This is a genomic window from Vibrio sp. Y176 (genome assembly GCF_033438945.1).
In genome coordinates, this window is sequence record NZ_JAWOQS010000005.1 from 1 (window position 1) to 18,094 (window position 18,094).

The 18,094-nt window shown below is 44.0% G+C and carries 16 protein-coding genes; 5 read left to right on the forward strand and 11 right to left on the reverse strand.

Annotated elements, in window-relative coordinates; genetic code table 11:
• Positions 1-197: 197 nt before the first annotated feature.
• Positions 198-614, reverse strand: coding sequence for a lysozyme inhibitor LprI family protein (locus R7O13_RS13650; protein WP_025507156.1), 417 nt, complete (start codon positions 612-614; stop codon positions 198-200).
• 236 nt (positions 615-850) lie between these two features.
• On the opposite strand from R7O13_RS13650, the gene R7O13_RS13655 reads away from it, so the two are divergent.
• Positions 851-1,813 carry an integron integrase gene (locus R7O13_RS13655; protein ID WP_318304055.1) on the forward strand — a complete coding sequence of 321 codons (963 nt, stop codon included), beginning with the start codon at positions 851-853 and terminating at the stop codon, positions 1,811-1,813.
• Positions 1,814-1,856: 43 nt separating this feature from the next.
• Here R7O13_RS13655 and R7O13_RS13660 read toward each other — a convergent pair whose 3' ends face one another.
• The 8 genes from R7O13_RS13660 to R7O13_RS13695 all read right to left on the reverse strand — a co-directional run bounded on the left by R7O13_RS13660 (position 1,857) and on the right by R7O13_RS13695 (position 9,746).
• Complete coding sequence (locus tag R7O13_RS13660) at positions 1,857-2,330, reverse strand: DUF2947 domain-containing protein (RefSeq protein WP_064354115.1); 474 nt, start codon at positions 2,328-2,330, stop codon at positions 1,857-1,859.
• A 13-nt stretch (positions 2,331-2,343) separates the two neighbouring features.
• The gene (locus R7O13_RS13665; protein WP_005376917.1) at positions 2,344-2,931 is read right to left on the reverse strand and encodes an HD domain-containing protein; all 588 of its coding nucleotides are present in this window, start codon (positions 2,929-2,931) and stop codon (positions 2,344-2,346) included.
• Between the two features lies 1 nt (position 2,932).
• Positions 2,933-3,517: a ribosomal protein S5-alanine N-acetyltransferase gene (rimJ, locus tag R7O13_RS13670; protein ID WP_005376916.1), complete on the reverse strand. Its 585-nt coding sequence runs from the start codon at positions 3,515-3,517 to the stop codon at positions 2,933-2,935.
• Between the two features lie 36 nt (positions 3,518-3,553).
• Positions 3,554-5,098 (reverse strand): transcriptional regulator TyrR, encoded by a 1,545-nt coding sequence (gene tyrR / locus R7O13_RS13675; protein WP_017820442.1) that lies wholly within the window; start codon positions 5,096-5,098, stop codon positions 3,554-3,556.
• Between the two features lie 100 nt (positions 5,099-5,198).
• The gene (locus tag R7O13_RS13680) at positions 5,199-6,239 is read right to left on the reverse strand and encodes a TIGR01620 family protein (protein ID WP_318304056.1); all 1,041 of its coding nucleotides are present in this window, start codon (positions 6,237-6,239) and stop codon (positions 5,199-5,201) included.
• Positions 6,236-7,612 carry a YcjX family protein gene (locus tag R7O13_RS13685; protein WP_318304058.1) on the reverse strand — a complete coding sequence of 459 codons (1,377 nt, stop codon included), beginning with the start codon at positions 7,610-7,612 and terminating at the stop codon, positions 6,236-6,238. Before R7O13_RS13685 ends, R7O13_RS13680 begins: the two co-directional genes overlap by 4 nt.
• A gap of 256 nt (positions 7,613-7,868) precedes the next feature.
• Positions 7,869-8,054 carry a hypothetical protein gene (locus tag R7O13_RS13690; RefSeq protein WP_005376906.1) on the reverse strand — a complete coding sequence of 62 codons (186 nt, stop codon included), beginning with the start codon at positions 8,052-8,054 and terminating at the stop codon, positions 7,869-7,871.
• 174 nt (positions 8,055-8,228) lie between these two features.
• The gene (locus tag R7O13_RS13695; RefSeq protein WP_005376905.1) at positions 8,229-9,746 is read right to left on the reverse strand and encodes a fumarate hydratase; all 1,518 of its coding nucleotides are present in this window, start codon (positions 9,744-9,746) and stop codon (positions 8,229-8,231) included.
• A 270-nt stretch (positions 9,747-10,016) separates the two neighbouring features.
• On the opposite strand from R7O13_RS13695, the gene pabB reads away from it, so the two are divergent.
• Complete coding sequence (gene pabB / locus R7O13_RS13700) at positions 10,017-11,381, forward strand: aminodeoxychorismate synthase component I (RefSeq protein ID WP_318304059.1); 1,365 nt, start codon at positions 10,017-10,019, stop codon at positions 11,379-11,381.
• 365 nt (positions 11,382-11,746) lie between these two features.
• On the opposite strand, the gene R7O13_RS13705 is transcribed toward pabB, so the two are convergent.
• A complete protein-coding gene (locus R7O13_RS13705; RefSeq protein WP_151514958.1) occupies positions 11,747-13,447 on the reverse strand; it encodes an ATP-binding protein in 1,701 nt (566 codons plus the stop codon).
• Between the two features lie 7 nt (positions 13,448-13,454).
• Positions 13,455-13,994, reverse strand: a complete 540-nt coding sequence (locus R7O13_RS13710; protein ID WP_005388282.1) for a heme NO-binding domain-containing protein — start codon at positions 13,992-13,994, stop codon at positions 13,455-13,457.
• Between the two features lie 231 nt (positions 13,995-14,225).
• On the opposite strand from R7O13_RS13710, the gene R7O13_RS13715 reads away from it, so the two are divergent.
• From R7O13_RS13715 to R7O13_RS13725, 3 genes are all read left to right on the forward strand, one after another.
• Positions 14,226-14,825, forward strand: a complete 600-nt coding sequence (locus R7O13_RS13715) for a CoA pyrophosphatase (protein ID WP_005376901.1) — start codon at positions 14,226-14,228, stop codon at positions 14,823-14,825.
• Positions 14,826-15,170: 345 nt separating this feature from the next.
• Positions 15,171-16,424 carry an aromatic amino acid transport family protein gene (locus tag R7O13_RS13720; RefSeq protein WP_005388284.1) on the forward strand — a complete coding sequence of 418 codons (1,254 nt, stop codon included), beginning with the start codon at positions 15,171-15,173 and terminating at the stop codon, positions 16,422-16,424.
• 97 nt (positions 16,425-16,521) lie between these two features.
• Complete coding sequence (locus R7O13_RS13725; protein WP_005376899.1) at positions 16,522-17,883, forward strand: L-serine ammonia-lyase; 1,362 nt, start codon at positions 16,522-16,524, stop codon at positions 17,881-17,883.
• Positions 17,884-18,094: the final 211 nt, after the last annotated feature.

Sequence of the window (18,094 nt, forward strand, 5' to 3'; positions counted from 1 at the left end):
TTATGGAAAACGCTAAAAGTTACCCTATCTCTTTGATACTCCACCACGTCCTCCAAGAACATAACGCCCTGTTAAGGGGTGAGCAACGCAATACTAAAGCCACTGCATACCGCCTTAACCACTAAAACCAACGCATAGTGAAAATGCCACGCGTTGCGAATCCCTCTTGAACAGTTTGTTATGTGCGTGGTTGAAACCTACTCTACACTTGGTTCTGGTAAAACTGGTGGGGTACTGTCCATATAAGTTAAAAAGTTTTCCCATAACTCGTGCGTTCTTTGTTTAGTTAGCTTAGTTTTGCACGATATCGCCATAATTCCACGAATAGTTCCATCACGCCATTGCGTATAAACCGAATCACAGTGAGAGGACATATATGCTTGCCAATCCTGTTGCGCAAGCTTAATTGCTGCGATCAGTTCTGGGTCATGAGAGTTATGCTCAAAGCTAGTGCTTAGATATTTGTCTAATTTAACTTGTGCTGACTCTAGTTCAATAGCAGCACATTGGTTTATCTCGATTGTGGTCATCGCATTATTACAGTCAATGGACTCTTCTTCAGCAAGAGCACCAAATGAAAGACTAGATAATATGATGATTAGACACTTATTCATCGTTTTCTCCGAAAGCACATAACGCTTTCTATATGGCGATTTGCCGTTTTTATGGCAGGCTACCGCCTTCTTTCTTATCAAAAGCGCTATCAATCGTAGCACTTATATGTATGAAACAAATAGAAAAACAGTATGAATATGTGTGGTAGCGCGCGCAATTAGTCGGCGCACAGCACGCTAATTTCAAAAGTGGTGATACATTAACAGAGCTGTATAAATAAACAGGTTAATTTATCATGAAAAGTCAGTTTTTACTTAGTGTAAAAGAACACATGCTTACTCGTCATTATGCGAATAAAACTATCGAAAGTTATCTATTTTGGATAAAACGCTTTATCACTTTTCACCAGCTTGCACACCCATCAACACTAGCAGAAGATGATGTCATTCAATTTCTGAGTTACTTAGCGGTAGAAGAAAAAGTTGCGGTAAAAACGCAAGCTTTGGCGCTGAACTCAATATCATTTTTATATCGTGATTATTTCAAAACCCCACTATCACTTGATATGAGATTTCAGAAACCCTTGACCGAAAAGAAACTTCCCGTTGTATTAACCAGGGAGGAGATCCGAAGATTCGTTCAGCATATCGACCCGAGGTATAGACTCCATATTCAGCTGCTTTACGGCTCAGGGCTTCGAGTTATGGAATGTTTACGCTTAAGAGTTCAAGACATCGATTATGATTATGGTGCAGTTCGCGTTTGGCAAGGAAAAGGAGGTAAAAATCGTACAGTCACATTAGCCAAAGAACTGCATGAACCACTCAAAGCTCAAGTTAATTTAGCAAGAAACTATTACTTTAAAGATAAGCACATGCCTGGTTATGCGGGCGTATACATCTCTGAAGGTTTACGACGTAAATACCCAAAAGCGGAGCTAGATTTTAACTGGCACTTTTTGTTTCCATCAACAAAGTTAAGCGCAGATCGAGACACTGGTGAACTCAGAAGGCATCATATCAATGAAAGCGCAATACAAAGAGCAGTAAAGCGCGCGGCAAGCGACGCAAGCATTGAGAAAACTGTAACTTGCCACACACTAAGACACAGTTTTGCCACGCACTTATTGGAATCTGGCGCAGACATTAGAACTGTTCAGGAACAATTAGGGCATACTGATGTGAAAACCACGCAAATCTATACTCACGTTATCGAGCGCGGGGCTGGCGGTGTGTTGAGTCCATTATCCAGCCTTTAGAAAAACAAAGCCACCTCGAAAGGTGGCTTTGCTTTATAACTCGTTATTGACGAACACCGAGTTTCACATTGCCTTTTGAATCAAACCAAAGTGCTTGTGAACGGCGACGTCCTATTAGTATCGGACCATCGTCATAAAAGAGAAAATTCTTCCAGTGCTTTTTAAAAATAGACCATTTCGTTTCGATGACATTGTACTTCTCGTAGCAAAAGTAAACGGTCACATCGTCTTGCCAATCGATATGTGCCTCAACTTCCGCTAGCATGTCAGGATCATCCGACTCCCAGGCAGCCATCCAATCCACAGTTTCAGACCAATTCGCCTCATTCATTGGCCAGTCTTGGGAACTAAGTCTATCCATATCAGGGCTTTGAGCACTGATATTTTCTTTCCAAAATTGTGCTGAACGGGCTTGGCTCATCGGCTTAATAAAAGCCAAATCTTCTTCTGGCACAGGCATCGACTGATGCGTAAAAATCCATTTTCTTTGGTATTCATCCAAAGGCAAATAAGACATTCAGTCTCCTTTATTACGATTTCAGCCAACCTTTCTCTGTGGCTTCTTCAATCAACTCTTTCGCTTTGTCCCATAAGGTAACAGAGCCAAATTCAATTCGTTTATTAATGGTAAGTGCTTGTTCGCGTGAGACACCATGTTCCTTCCAACTCTGACCATTATTATGGTAGTTCAAGAGCATTGGAATTAACCGATCGAGTGCTTTTGCATACTTAGCATCATCGGTCTGCGCGGCTTCAAATTCATGCCAAAGCGCCAATAGCTCTTGCTCCTGATCGCTGGGTAACATACCAAACAAGCGCTCTGCAGCTCTAATTTCTTTTTCTGCTTGCTCTTGAGACGCAGCAGTATCATAAACAAAGGTATCGCCCGCGTCGATCTCTACTACGTCATGTATCAATAACATTTTCATCACTCTGCAAATATCAACAGGTGCATTCGCATGCTCTTCCATCAATATTGCCATCAGTGCGACATGCCAACTATGCTCACCACTATTTTCGAGGCGCCCTTCAGCACTTTTAACTCGAGTTCGGCGCAAAATGCTTTTGAGCTTATCGAGCTCGATTACAAGTGCTAACTGCTTTTCCAATCGTTCCATACTATCGCCCTTCTGGCTGCCAATTCGGATTAATAAGCGACGTTAGAACGTGGTCTTGCCACTCACCATTAATCAAAAGGTAATCTTTTGCATACCCTTCTCGGTTGAAACCTACATGCTCTAGCACAGCTTCACTGCGTTTATTGTGAGGCATGTAGCCAGCTTGAATACGATGCAGTTTCTGAACGTTAAACATGTAGTCGCAAGCCATGGTTAATCCACGACGCATATAACCATGCCCTTGCGCTTTTTCAGCGAGAGAATATCCGACGTTACAAGAATAAAAAGGAAAACGACTCAAACTACTAAAGGATATCGTACCTAGCATTTCACCCGAAGAGGCTCTGACTAAAAGGCAATAATACCCCAATCCCATTCGATGCAGCTCATTGAGCTTGATAAGCTTTTGCAACCAACCGTTCACTGAGAAAAAAGCCTCTTCACGTTTCGGTTCAAACGGTTTCAGGTATTCTCGGTTCGCTTGAAAATATTCGGCAATCATATCTGCGTCACCGATTTCAGCGGTACGAAGAAGCAAGTCACCGTCCAACTTATGAACGGCGATAGATGAGCTGTTATCTTCCATTACAAATGATTAATTCCGTCTTTTCGTTCAATTCGATTAATTCTTACGTATACCGTAATCACGCAGTTTATTAGCGATTGAGGTATGCGATACATTTAAGCGCTTAGCAAGCTTGCGGCTTGATGGGAATGACTGATACAAACGTTCCAGAACTTGAGATTCATAATCACGCATGATCTCATCCAAAGAACCGTCGATGTTAAGCGTTGCACTACCAGCGCCGACTGACTGAGGCTGAGGTAAATTGAAGTGATCCGCGTTTAGTATATCACCATCCATTTCCGTGAGCGCTCGAAGAACCATGTTATCCAGCTGGCGCATGTTTCCTGGCCACTGATAATTTGCAAGGGCATCAACTAGACCATCATCAAACTCTGGCTTATCAATCCCAAGCTGTTGAGCATGTTTCGCCACAAACAACTCAAGCAATGGTGCAACGTCGTTTGAGCGCTTACGTAACGGAGGAATGCTGAGCGTAAGTACGTTGAGACGATAATACAAATCTTCACGGAACATTCCTGCTTCAGAAAGCTCGGCAAGGTTATGTTTTGTTGAAGCGATGATACGAACATCGACATGCATCTCATCTTCTGCACCGACACGACGGAAATTACCATCCTGTAGAAAACGTAACAGCTTGATTTGAAGGTGCGAACTCATTTCACCGATTTCATCAAGAAATACCGTCCCGCCATTTGCTTGCTCAAAGATGCCTTTGTGGCCTTGTTCATGATTAAATGAACCCGGCGCATGACCAAAAAGTTCGGTTTCTGCTACATCGTCGGGCATCGAAGCACAACTCAAAACTAGGAATGGTTTGCTCGCACGGCTAGAACGGCTGTGGCAAGCTTTAGCAAGCATTTCTTTACCGGTCCCCGTTTCGCCCTCAATCAACAATGGTTGGTCAAGCACAGACAGCTTCTTAGCTTGGTTCATTAGTGCTTTATGACGGTTCGATATACCAACAAAGTGCTCAAAACCCAGAGGATTATGCAGCGGTAGCGCTTCTTCAATTCTGGCAACTTGCTGACTAGAGCGAATCGTCATTAGAGTACTCGCTAGAGTCGAGTTTTGCGCTTCGTCTCGGATATAAACGGGCATCAACTCTAGAACATAGTCCAAGCCATCAATCACAAGGTTTTCCCGCGTTCGACCATTAACACCTTCAGACCAACGAGAGAAACGAACACTTGGTAACAAAGCACCGATTTGAGTACCAATCACTTCTTGCTTGTGAAGGCCAAGCAATGAAAGTGCAGACATGTTTGCCATGTCTACGGCACCTTTAAGATCAATGGCAAAAACCGGATCGGGCAAGTTATCAACTAACGAGAGCAGCTCCGTATTGTGGCGCTCCATCGGCATAAACTGGATTTTACGTACGTCTTTCACCCCCGGAATACGGCGGATTTCAGCCATCAGCTCACTAAACGTATCAAAATCAATATCCGGGCAATTCAAATAGATAATACCGCTAATATCGATTTCGATACCACGCAAGTCGATGCTTTTAGACGCTAAAATATCGAGCAGTTCTCGGGTCAAGCCGAGTCGATCTTCACATAAGACTTCAAGACGCACTTAAAATATCCCAATTCACAACTGTCAGGAAAAGTTGACAGTAGTTTCTATCATGCTTGGAATGGCGTCAAGCAATCCTATCCATCAAAGTTGATATTCGTTACGGTTTCATCGTAATTGATGCAACTTTCGCCGCCACTGCCTTGCGTATGGTGCCCAACTTAACCTGACGGTCAGGATACCAGGGTAGTGGACGCAATAAGGTCATCGCTTTCAAGCCCAAACGTGCCGTTAGAATACCAACACCTAGTCCCTGCCCCGCACGAGCAGAAACTTTGCCAGCAAGATCCATCGACATCAAATCCATACTGGCATCAATAGCGAGCTCACTGGCACCAGCCGCCGCCATATTGACAAATACCGCTCTTAGTAACTTGATGCGAGATGCATAACCTAGCTCTACCCCATATACCTTGGAGAGGTTGTCGATCATTTTGAAATTTCGCCAAGCCACCAGCAACATATCAGCGGCAGCCAGAGGGCTCACGGCGACTAGGGCCGCACACTCGCTTGCGTGCTGTGATACGATTTTCGTTGCCAACTTGTCTTGTTGGCTCACCACCATCGAGTCATACATATCAAGAATTTCAGCGTCACTATGAGCAGGGTTAATACTGTTCTGCCAACGATCAAAGCCCGGATTCTCTGCCATCACACCACTTTGTTCTGCTACGGTTTCGCAAAAGTCTTTCCCTTTCCCAACGCTCTCACTATTAACAAGTGCTTCTGCTTCTTCTTGAACACTAAAATGATTTCGTAGTTTTCGCAGTTTCCAAAGCTCTTTACCCATAGCTCCTAAACCAAGCGAAGCGATCGCAGCAATAAACCCCGTCCAGCTTAAGGCCAGCCAATCAGAAGCCTGAATTGCGGTTATAACCGAGTCCACCGCTTGCCAGCCAACCAAACCAGCAAAAGTTGCAAATGCGCCAGTCGCGAGCCATTTTCTGCCCGATTTTGGACGAATGACATGCTCGAGTTGCAATTCCTGTTCGGTCTCCTGGTGCGCTTCTTTAACTTCAACAGGTACAAATGTTTCTTTTTCGCCGAATGTTTGCTGCGCCGTCAACTCCGGTTGATTCGATTGCTGCTCTTTTTCCATTACATTTTCAGAGAAAACTTGTTTTTGCTTCAACTCACTCATTTCAATTTATCTCCAATCAGGTAATCCAGTGCTTTGTCTAAGCGTATGTGCTTCACTGGCTCATCATTCGGTGAGGGCATCGGACGAAACGACGTAAAATCAAACCCGTTGTTTTGCCAATAAGCTGCATTTGGTAGCTTTTTCGGCACCTCTCCGGGAAACATAGTCATCGGCTCACCACCCAATGTTGTTCCTTGTAACGCCGGGATGGTCTTATCTCCAGAGGAAATAAACCCCGTCGTGGTTGCTTGGATGGAAGCGATACTCATGCAGCTCATCTCAATATTCTCGTAGGCTGCCGTTTGCCATGCTGGATGCACCATTTGTTGGAGCAGAGACACCAAATTGGGGTGCTGATCGGGCGTGATATGATCCGCTTTTGTAGCAGCAAACAACACTTTGTCGATTTTTGGTGAGAACAGACGACGCAAAAAGCTACTACGACCATAGCGGAAGCTATGCATGATCTGTTCTAGCGCTTGGCGCATGTCGTAAAACGCTTCATCACCGGCATTGAGAGGCTGCAAACAATCCACCAGTACAATCTGGCGATCGAAGGTCGCAAAATGATGCTTATAAAACGCTTTCACGACTTTCTGTTGGTATTCCTGAAAACGGGCTTCTAGCATCGCTAAGTTACTGCCCTTGGACGCTTTGCTTTCTGAATCAACACGACACGGGAAAAACTGTAGCACCGGCGCGCCTGCTAGCTCACCAGGTAATACAAAGCGGCCAGGCTGAACCCAATGAAGGCCAGAGTCTTTACAAGAATGAAGGTACTCTGTGTATGTGTGTGCAACTTTCTCAAGTAGTTTCTCATTCACTTCTGCAAAGAGATCCACTTTCTCCAGTTTAGAAAGCCAAGCTTTGGCTAAATCGCCACGCTGGCCTTTAAGTGCATCAAACTGAGTTTGCGACCACGTTGCAAAGTCCATGTCCAATAAAGGCAGGTCGAGCAGCCACTCTCCTGGATAGTCGATAATATCAACATTTAAAATTGCGGTTTTACTCAACAGCTTTTTCGTGGTTTTATTTGGTTTGTACTTGAGCGCTAAGCGAATCTCACTCACATCACGTGTCGGTACTGGCCACTGAGGTGGAGTCGCATGAATTTGGCTCATCGCCTCATCGTAAGCAAAGCGTGGCACCATCATATTCGATTGAGGCTCACGCTTCGCCCCAATAAGGCGCTTATCTCTAGCCACAGTCAAAAGAGGCAAATTGTCATGGGTTGCAGTATGAAGAAGCTGATTCACTAATGACGTGATGAATGCCGTCTTACCGGCACGAGAAAGTCCGGTGACAGCAATTCGAACATTAGAGTCCATACCTCTGTTGATAAAGTCATTAACTTCTTTCTTTATTCTCTTCATTACGCTTCTTTATCTTACTCCACTTTAAAACAACGTTGTCAGCGACTTCGAATTTCGATCTATGAATACTGTTCTATCCCGAATTCTATGAGTTTAACTTTATATACCTTAATAAAAGATGAACAAAACATCCGGCTTGATGCTGTATTAAAAAAAGAAAAGCCCCTGAGTGGTTCAGAGGCTTACTTAATCTACAGCATTAGTAACTCTATATGCGCTGATTACTATGTTAAACAGGAACCCGCTTTCTTTAAGCCTAGTCGTCTTCGATCAACTTATAGATAACAAATAGAGCGATTTCTAAAATCAACCACAACACACATGTGATGGTCACGTACTTTTCATCAAAGATGCTGATACCGTGAAGAATCAAGTCATAGCCAACAAAGCCACCTATCACTACAGCAAGAATAATTTGTAGAATCTGAATAAAACGAGGCATGCCGTCTCCTAATTATTGTTCGCATAACGTTTGATTGCTATGCCTAAAGGTTTATATCCTTAATTATATAGACAAAAAGTGCAGGTTTCGCTGCACTTTTGTCAATTGTTTGCTAGGTAAATCAGCACCTTGTCACATTCTCTCTGCTGAGACGCAGCAAGATTGCCCTTTGCCTTACGCTTCCATCTCTTGAATTTTCACTTTCCAAGTGTCTGGACCGATTTGGTGCGCGTTAACACCATTTGAGTCGACAGCCACTGTTACTGGCATATCTTCAACTTCAAATTCGTAAATCGCTTCCATACCTAAATCTTCAAATGCGACAACGCGAGCTTTCTTGATCGCTTTCGCCACCAAGTACGCAGCGCCACCGACAGCCATTAGGTAAACCGCTTTGTGATTCTTGATAGATTCAACCGTTGCAGGGCCACGCTCAGCTTTACCGATCATGCCCATGATGCCTGTTTTTTCTAGCATCATATCGGTGAATTTATCCATACGCGTTGATGTTGTTGGGCCAGCAGGACCAACGACTTCATCACCAACTGCATCAACAGGGCCTACGTAGTAAATGAACTTACCGTTTAGATCTACGCCTTCAGGTAGACCTTCACCGTTATCTAGCATGCCTTGAATACGTTTATGCGCAGCATCACGACCAGTCAGAATTTTACCTGATAGAAGAACCGTTTCGCCTGTCTTCCACTCTTGTACTTCTTCTTTAGTAATTGTGTCTAAGTTTACGCGACGCGTATTTTCGCCCGCTTCCCAAGTGATATCTGGCCAATCTTCTAGTTTAGGTGGTGTTAGCTCTGCTGGGCCGCTACCATCAAGCGTGAAGTGTACGTGACGAGTCGCCGCACAGTTCGGGATCAAACAAACAGGCTTAGAAGCCGCGTGCGTTGGCGCAGTTTTGATTTTAACGTCGACAACAGTCGTCAAACCGCCAAGACCTTGCGCACCGATACCAAGTTTGTTCACGCGATTGAAGATATCCAAACGAAGCTCTTCTTCTGCGTTTTGTGGACCACGGTCGATAAGCTCTTGAATATCGATGTGTTCCATTAGAGATTCTTTTGCCAATACCGCTGCTTTTTCAGCCGTACCGCCGATACCAATGCCAAGCATGCCAGGAGGACACCAGCCCGCCCCCATTGTTGGTAGCGTTTTTTCTACCCACTCAGCAATATCGTCAGATGGGTTTAGCATCACCATCTTAGTTTTGTTTTCACTACCGCCGCCCTTCGCAGCGATCTGAATTTCAACTTTATCGCCCGGAACCATGTTGATATGTACGACGGCAGGCGTGTTGTCTTTGGTATTAATACGTTTACCGGCAGGATCCATAAGTACTGACGCACGCAACGGGTTATCAGGGTTCGTGTACGCTTGTCGAACACCTTCATCTACCATCTGCTGAACCGTCATGTCGGTCGAATCCCATTGCACGCCCATACCGATGTTGACGAAACACGTCACAATACCAGTATCCTGACAAATTGGACGGTGACCTTCTGCGGACATTCGGGAGTTAATTAAGATCTGAGCAATCGCGTCTTTAGCAGCTTGGCTCTCTTCGCGGTGATAGGCTTTTTCAAGAGCTTGAACAAAGTCTAGCGGGTGGTAGTAAGAAATATACTGTAGCGCATCAGCGACACTGCTGATCACATCCTGCTTGCGTATTACCGTCATTACATGCCTCGTTATAGTTATGCTTCCATTATTGGCTTAGCTTCAATCGTGTTTGTTGAGCTTATTGCTCTTTTGAGCTTCGTTTTTTATAAACAATTGTCGAACGGCTGATATCGACACACGAAATGCTGAAGTTGCCTACTTGTAAACCATCTCAAAACCCTATGAATAGAGGGAGTTTGGCTATACAGAGGAATATGATACTCTTGCTGCCCATGACATGCCATGCAGTGAACGATCTCTTTGTCACAAATTACACAAATGAACAACATGGACAATCAATTCATTGATTTTAAAGCGTTGGAATACGCACCAGAGTTTGCTCTTCACCTTTTTTCTCGCATTCAACACCAGCCTTGGGCGATGTTGCTGCGTTCTGCATCAGAAACGCATATCGATAGCCGCTTCGATGTGTTGGTCTCCAACCCAATTGCAACGTTAGAAACCACTGCCGACAACACACAAGTTGAAACGCCATCGAATGCCTATTCAACTCAAGGTGACCCATTTGCGCTGCTTCATCAGTTGCAAGAACAGTGGCTTCCTCACGTAGAGTTAAATAAAGAATTGGATCTGCCTTTTGTCGGCGGTGCGCTCGGTTACTTCAGTTACGATTTAGGTCGCCGCGTAGAAACGATGCCAGAAGTGGCAGAAAAGGACCTCAACACGCCGGATATGGCGGTAGGTCTGTATGAATGGGCCGTTGTTGTTGACCACCAGCTAAAAAAAGCATACTTAGTCGGTCAGAACATCGAGCAAGCTTGGCAATGGTTAAACGAGCAAAAAGCAGAACAAACCGTTGACTTCGCTTTGTCTGGTGATTGGCAGTCAAACATGACGAAAGAGAGCTACGCCACTCGCTTTGACAAGGTGCAAGAATACTTGTTGAGCGGTGACTGTTATCAGATCAATTTGGCGCAGCGCTTTAACGCACCGTATCAAGGCAGCGAGTGGCAAGCGTATCTGAAATTGGAGTCCGCCAACCAAGCGCCATTCTCAGCGTTTATCCGTATGCCTGAGTCTTCGATTTTGAGTATCTCTCCAGAGCGCTTTTTAGAGCTCAAAGATCGCGTCATTGAAACGAAACCAATCAAAGGTACTCGACCACGCAGCGAAGATCCAAAGCAAGATAACGCTAATGCCCATGACTTGCAGACAGCGGAAAAAGATCAGGCAGAAAACCTGATGATTGTCGATTTGCTGCGTAATGATATTGGTCGAGTTGCATCACCGGGTAGCGTTCACGTGCCAAAGTTGTTCAATATTGAAAGCTTCCCTGCCGTTCATCATTTGGTGAGCACCATTCGTGCAAATTTGGATGAACAATACGCTCCTGCGGATTTGCTGCGAGCGTGTTTTCCAGGCGGTTCAATTACGGGCGCACCTAAAGTTCGCGCAATGCAGATCATTGAAGAACTGGAGCCGCATCGACGCAGCGCGTATTGCGGCAGTATTGGCTACATTTCACGCCATGGTCGTATGGACACCAGCATTACTATCCGAACTCTTGTAGCGGAAAAAAACAAACTTTACGCTTGGGCTGGCGGCGGCGTCGTGGCAGATAGCGATTGCGCCTCTGAGTATCAAGAAACGTTGGATAAGCTTTCAAAGATTTTGCCAGCGCTGCAATCGTAGGTTTCAACAGCACACAACGCCACTTTAATGCTATTGACTAAAACAATCTAAAACGCCTCCAGAACGGATAATGCCGCTCGTTTAACAACGAGTGGCATATTTCTGTATCTCATCACCCTGCACAGCGACGAAGGAGCGTGATACAGGTTCTTCTATTCAAGCACTTTGTGGTCAAATTTGTTTCATTACCCGCTCATCGTGCTGCTACTAGATGCTTAGTCTCGCCAAGGCTCGCTAGAATGACCCAAAAAACATCGTTAAATGATCGGCATTATCCAGTGTGGTGCGTTTTTTTGTGTGTTTTATTTGCATGTACTTTAGCTTTTAGCCGTTGGCCAACAAACATACTTTTTAAGAGGCAGCGTCTACTGCTCAAGCCACTTACACATAATCTGTTCGATATCGGTTGCGGTGTACGGCTTAGTGAGGATGTCGTCCATGCCTGAATCAATGCACTTTTGACGCTCTTCGATGGTAGTGCCAGCGGTTAATGCAATAATAGGATGAGTAAAGCCACGCTCTCTCAGATACATCGTCGCCTCATAACCATCCATTTCAGGCATTCGGCAGTCCATGAATATCAGTTCGTAGTCTTTACTTTTCACCGCTTCTAATGCTTCTTTGCCGTTGGCTTTTAAATCAGGTGTAATGTCGAGTTTTTTCAGCATTTGAGTAACAATGACTTGATTCATTCTGATGTCATCAACCACTAATATTGAGCGTCCTGCTAAATCGCTTCGCTCTATGGTGACCAATTCCCCCTCTGCTGTGCCTTGTGCTTGCCCTTCCTCAAGAGGAATAGCAACTTTAAAAGTTGTGCCTTTGCGCTCTTCACTCTCAAAGCTAATTTGACCTTGCATCAAATCCACGAGATTTTTACAAATCGCGAGACCTAAACCTGAGCCTTCAAAGCTGCGTTTCGCCGAGCGATCAACTTGGACAAATGGATCAAAGAGTGACGGCTGTGCTTTTATTGGGATGCCAATACCAGTGTCTTCAACCTCAAAATAAGCCGTGCCGTTAAGCCATTCCACCCGTAACACGACGCCACCCAAGTGAGTAAACTTAATCGCGTTTCCCACTAAGTTAACCAAAATTTGTGTAATGCGCTCTAAGTCACCGACTAAAAATTCCGGGATCCCCAGCTTTTTGTCGATAGAGAAATGGATGCGTTTTTCCGCAGCCTTAGCTGCAAATACACCCATGATGGCTTTTTCAAGTTCCTCCCAGGCAAAGACTTTATGTATGATTTCCATCATACCGGCATTCATCTTACTGAAATCAAGAAGATCATTAATGATAACTCTCAATAAGTCCCCTGATTGAGTCAGATTGCTCAAGTATTGACGCTGCTCTTCTTCTAATTGGGTTCGACTCAATAACTCCGCACTACCCAATACGCCATTGAGAGGAGTTCGCAGCTCATGGTTAATCATGGCGACAAACTCCTTCGTCGCTTTTTCTGATTCCTCAGCCCGCTTTCTCAGCTCGACCTCTCGCTCTAAACTTAAGTGTCGACCAATAACACCATGAACTAAGTCAGACACGAGCTCCATCTGTTTGGAAATAAAAGACTTATCGATTTGATCTTGCAACACAGAGAAAATCAACTCCCCAACCGTTTCCCCATCAATGATAACTGGCAAATGCAAATTCTCTCCCTGCCAATTAGGAGAGGTTAAAATCTCGTTGTTATGACGAAGCTGTAAGTGACCAAAGTGATGACGACGCAATGAGCTCAGCTTTGTAGCGTCAAGAAACAAGTAAGCCGCAGAAATGATCGAGTTAGAAGTGAGCTGCTCAATAAAGCTCGCTATCATTGCTTCATCGAACGTGCTCGATAAAAAAGTACGACCGAACTTAATCAACGTGGCATCAATTTGCTCTTCAAACTCAAACTTACGAAGATCCTTTTTAGATTTCAGCTCCAGCTTTTTCAATGCAACACTGAGTTGCTGGTTGGATTCATATAACTCTAAGCTTTTCTGTTCCAACAGCTGCTCAGCTGCTTTTCTTGATGCAACTTCTCGTTTGAGTTTCCTTTCTAATGAGGAACTTCCCGTCATATCGTTCTTATTGAGCCTCTAACCAAAAACGTACTTTGCTGCCATCTTCTGACTGGTTTTGATGTTTGATATGAACTACCTCACCAAAATGTGCAGCACAACCTTTTATCAATCCTAAGCATACGTGAGACATACATCTTGCGCTGTGGTAGTCAAATACCAATTGGGATTGGTTTTCACTAATGAAATCAAATTGCGGAGGGTTAGCATCAGGATAGAGCTTCTTAACTTCGACATGAATAAAATCTTCAACATGGCGAACAAATTGAAACGTCGTTTCACACTGTTGCAAACTGGCGTGACTAGGAATAGAGCGAAGTAAATTCAAAAAGACGCACTCTCCAAACACCTCTTGCAGTTGCTCGGGGGGAACACCAGATACTTTACTGAGATTCACGATCAACTTAACCAAGTCTTTGTGATCGTAACTACCAACAGCAGTGTAAACACCTTCATCGTTAGAAAGATCGAGAACTTGGTCTAACACATCAAGACCGAATTTCTCTTCCACTAACTCCATGAACTCGGTGAAAATAATCCCTTTCATTGGCCAATACTTGCCCTATAGTGACGTCCTAAAATAAAGAATGGTGTATAACCTTATAAGTTTCAAATTAATATGTTCAAGCAGAGTGAGACACACAACACAAAGAGGGAAAGTGCTGGCGAGTGTTTTAATGCGAATGCTTTATTTGGTAACCAGTAACGATAACGCCATACGCTTTGCCGTCTTTGAGTATAATAAATAATGGTTAGGCACGATAAATAAGGACTCAGTTTGGTTATCGACAAAACTCATTTACTACAGAACTTTCAATTTCGGCTTCCAACGGGCTACCACAAAGAGTCCCTTGCTCGACTGAAATGGATGAAAGAAAAGTCCCTGAGAGATGCGGCAGTCTTAATCGGTTTTGTGGAACGCGATGACGGGTTACAAGTCATTCTGACTAAGCGTGCAGCCCACTTACGCCATCATCCGGGACAAATCAGCTTTCCCGGTGGCAAATATGAGCAGGAAGATATTCAGCTCGTGAATACAGCTTTAAGGGAAACCAAAGAAGAAGTTGGGATAGAAGATGAGCATATTCATGTGTTTGGTCAACTGCCTACACTACCAACGATTAGTCAATTTAATGTGACACCTTTTTTGGCTTTTGTTTCTCCGGAATATAAAACGCATATTGACCCAAATGAAGTAGAGTCAGTTTTTGAGGTTCCTGCCAACCATATTCTGAACCCCAAAAAATTGTATAGCACCAAATTTGACCTAAAAAGAAGCAGTCATCGTGTATTTGCTATCCCATATAGACAGCATTTCATCTGGGGCATGACGGCACAAATTATCGAATCAATGCAAAAACATATTATTTCACATTAAACAGTTGTTGATATCGGTGCTTTTATAGGCGCGATCATTATGCGCATCAATATTAATAAAACGTTGCTTCATAAACATTCATTCACATTAGATTAATTTTCCATTTTCACCGCAAACGCTTGCGGTGAAATAAATTTATACAAACAGCCCTATTGATAAGTTTTTCTAATTTTACTCATTAGCAGAAATCACGAGTAGCACATCATTTTCGTGATAAAAAGCAGGTTTTTGACATATCATTCAATAAGCGTAAGCAATAAATGATTTAGATCTAATTTTCCTAGTGTAAAATCTTGCAAAATTACTCCCGACTTATTTCCTGTTCCCAAAATGAGTAACTAAAAAATGAATACAACTACTTCTGCGGTTTCTACCGCACAATCGTCTAGTAAGTTTTCTTACAAAGACTTTACCTGGTGTCTGTCCCTTTTTGGTACGGCAGTAGGTGCAGGTGTACTGTTCCTTCCTATTAAAGCAGGTGCAGGTGGCTTTTGGCCATTAGTAATCCTAGCCCTAATCGCAGCACCAATGACTTGGTTCGCACACAAATCTTTAGCTCGTTTCGTTCTTTCTGCGAAAAACCCTGAAGCGGACATCACCGACACAGTAGAAGAGCACTTTGGTAAGACTGGCGCAAACCTTATTACGTTCGCTTACTTCTTCGCTATCTACCCAATCGTACTTATCTACGGTGTTGGTATCACAAACACAGTTGACTCTTTCCTAGTTAACCAAATGGGCATGGAATCTATTCCTCGCTGGCTACTTTCTGGTGCACTTATTGCTGCAATGACAGCAGGCGTAGTATTCGGTAAAGAGCTTATGCTGAAAGCAACTTCAGCAATGGTTTACCCTCTCGTGTTCATCCTACTAGCACTGTCTGTATACCTAATTCCTGGTTGGAACACTTCAATGATGGAAGTGTCACCTGACTGGGGTGCAATGCCAGCTATCGTTTGGCTAGCAATCCCTGTTATTGTGTTCTCTTTCAACCACAGCCCAATCATTTCTCAGTTCTCTAAAGAGCAACGTCGTGTATACGGTGATGACGCAGTTAAGAAAACTGACGCTATCACCGGTGGCGCAGCAATGATGCTGATGGGCTTTGTTATGTTCTTCGTTTTCTCTGTTGTACTTTCTCTGTCTCCAGAGCAACTAGCAACGGCGCAAGAGCAAAACATCTCTGTTCTCTCTTACCTAGCAAACGTGCATGAATCTCCACTGATCTCTTACATGGGTCCATTGGTTGCTTTCGCAGCGATCACCTCTAGCTACTTTGGCCACTTCTTGGGTGCGCACGAAGGTCTAGTTGGTCTAGTGAAATCTCGTTCAAAATCACCAGTAAGTAAGATCGAGAAGATGTCTCTAATCTTCATTGTAATCACAACTTGGATCGTTGCTATCGTTAACCCAAGCATCCTAGGTATGATTGAAACAATGGGTGCACCGATGATTGCGGCAATCCTATTCTTGATGCCAATCTTCGCAATGCAAAAAGTTCCTGCGATGGCTAAGTACAAAACTTCAGCACCTGTGCAAATTTTCACAGCAATCTGTGGTCTTGCTGCAATTAGTTCTGTAATCTACGGCGCTCTTTAATCATCTCTGCCCAGTGCAGTATGATTAATCCAAAAATATAACGATAAAATTAAGCCTCCCAACTCCCCTTGGGAGGCTTTCTTCTGAGGTAATCGATATGATTAGTGTTTTTGATATCTATAAAATCGGTGTTGGACCTTCAAGCTCACACACTGTAGGCCCAATGAAAGCGGGTAAAGAGTTTATTGATGATCTTCGTGCAATGGGAAAACTGCGCGACATCACTAAAATCACCGTTGACGTTTATGGATCACTATCACTGACAGGGAAAGGTCACCACACAGATATTGCTATCATCATGGGTCTTGCAGGCAACACTCCTGAGAAAGTTGATATCGATTCTATCCCGGGCTTTATCGCTCGTGTAGAAGAAACTGAACGCCTTCCTGTTGGCATGCACTGTCACACAGTATCGTTCCCACGTGAAGGTGGAATGAACTTCCACAAAACAAACCTAGAGCTACACGAAAACGGCATGCAGATCCACGCTTGGATTGATGACGAAAAAGCGTACTCAAAAACTTACTACTCTATCGGCGGTGGTTTCATCGTTGATGAAGAAAATTTCGGTAAAGAAGCTGAGAACCCAGTAAAAGTACCTTACCCGTTTACAACGGCAGAGGAACTGGTTAACCAATGCCACGAAAGTGGATTGTCCATCAGCGCACTAACCATGAAGAATGAGCATGCGCTTCATTCAGATGAAGAAACTCGTACTTATTTCGCGAACATCTGGCGCACAATGCGCGAGTGTATGGATCGCGGTATGAATGAAGAAGGTATTTTGCCTGGTCCACTACGCGTGCCTCGTCGTGCAGCAGCACTTCGCCAGCAGCTACTTACTTCAGAAAAGACAACAAACGACCCAATGTCTGTTGTTGATTGGGTAAACATGTTTGCTTTCGCAGTAAACGAAGAGAACGCAGCAGGTGGCCGCGTTGTTACAGCACCAACTAACGGTGCGTGTGGTATCATCCCTGCGGTACTGGCTTACTACGATAAGTTCATCCAAACTGTGACTGAAAAAGATTACATCCGTTACTTTGCGGCTTCTGGCGCAATCGGTGGTCTTTACAAGCGCAACGCGTCTATCTCTGGTGCAGAGGTTGGCTGTCAGGGTGAAGTTGGCGTGGCATGTTCTATGGCAGCAGCAGGCCTTGCTGAGCTTATGGGTGGTAGCCCAGAGCAAGTGTGTATGGCAGCAGAAATCGCGATGGAGCACAACTTAGGTCTAACGTGTGACCCAGTTGCAGGTCAGGTTCAGGTTCCATGTATTGAGCGTAACGGTATTGCGGCAGTAAAAGCAATCAACTCTACTCGCATGGCACTACGTCGCTCTTCAGCTCCAACTGTTTCTCTAGATAAGGTTATCGAAACCATGCTAGAAACAGGTAAAGACATGAACGCGAAATACCGCGAAACATCTCAAGGTGGTCTAGCAATCAAAGTGATTTGCTAACACGCCTTTCTGAATACCAATCAAAACCCGAGTCTGTGCTCGGGTTTTTTTATACCTAAAAAACCCAGGAAAATGCGTTATCAGGACAAGTAAAAAAAACCTAAAACGTTGAATATATCCAAATATTATGGATATCTCAGTAAAAAATCACATCTCTTCCCTAGCTTTATTGATAACGTAGCCAAAAATTAAACTTGGAGCACATCAACAC

Bases quoted from the DNA above. Each gene is read 5' to 3' on its own strand.
- R7O13_RS13690 (WP_005376906.1), bottom strand. From the start codon at position 8,054: ATGCCTCGTTTTATTCAGATTCTACAAATTATTCTTGCTGTAGTGATA.
- R7O13_RS13695 (WP_005376905.1), bottom strand. From the start codon at position 9,746: ATGACGGTAATACGCAAGCAGGATGTGATCAGCAGTGTCGCTGATGCG.
- R7O13_RS13705 (WP_151514958.1), bottom strand. From the start codon at position 13,447: ATGACGGGAAGTTCCTCATTAGAAAGGAAACTCAAACGAGAAGTTGCA.
- R7O13_RS13660 (WP_064354115.1), bottom strand. From the start codon at position 2,330: ATGTCTTATTTGCCTTTGGATGAATACCAAAGAAAATGGATTTTTACG.
- R7O13_RS13650 (WP_025507156.1), bottom strand. From the start codon at position 614: ATGAATAAGTGTCTAATCATCATATTATCTAGTCTTTCATTTGGTGCT.
- R7O13_RS13665 (WP_005376917.1), bottom strand. From the start codon at position 2,931: ATGGAACGATTGGAAAAGCAGTTAGCACTTGTAATCGAGCTCGATAAG.
- R7O13_RS13720 (WP_005388284.1), top strand. From the start codon at position 15,171: ATGAATACAACTACTTCTGCGGTTTCTACCGCACAATCGTCTAGTAAG.
- R7O13_RS13685 (WP_318304058.1), bottom strand. From the start codon at position 7,612: ATGAAGAGAATAAAGAAAGAAGTTAATGACTTTATCAACAGAGGTATG.
- rimJ (WP_005376916.1), bottom strand. From the start codon at position 3,517: ATGGAAGATAACAGCTCATCTATCGCCGTTCATAAGTTGGACGGTGAC.
- R7O13_RS13710 (WP_005388282.1), bottom strand. From the start codon at position 13,994: ATGAAAGGGATTATTTTCACCGAGTTCATGGAGTTAGTGGAAGAGAAA.
- R7O13_RS13680 (WP_318304056.1), bottom strand. From the start codon at position 6,239: ATGAGTGAGTTGAAGCAAAAACAAGTTTTCTCTGAAAATGTAATGGAA.
- pabB (WP_318304059.1), top strand. From the start codon at position 10,017: ATGGACAATCAATTCATTGATTTTAAAGCGTTGGAATACGCACCAGAG.
- R7O13_RS13725 (WP_005376899.1), top strand. From the start codon at position 16,522: ATGATTAGTGTTTTTGATATCTATAAAATCGGTGTTGGACCTTCAAGC.
- R7O13_RS13655 (WP_318304055.1), top strand. From the start codon at position 851: ATGAAAAGTCAGTTTTTACTTAGTGTAAAAGAACACATGCTTACTCGT.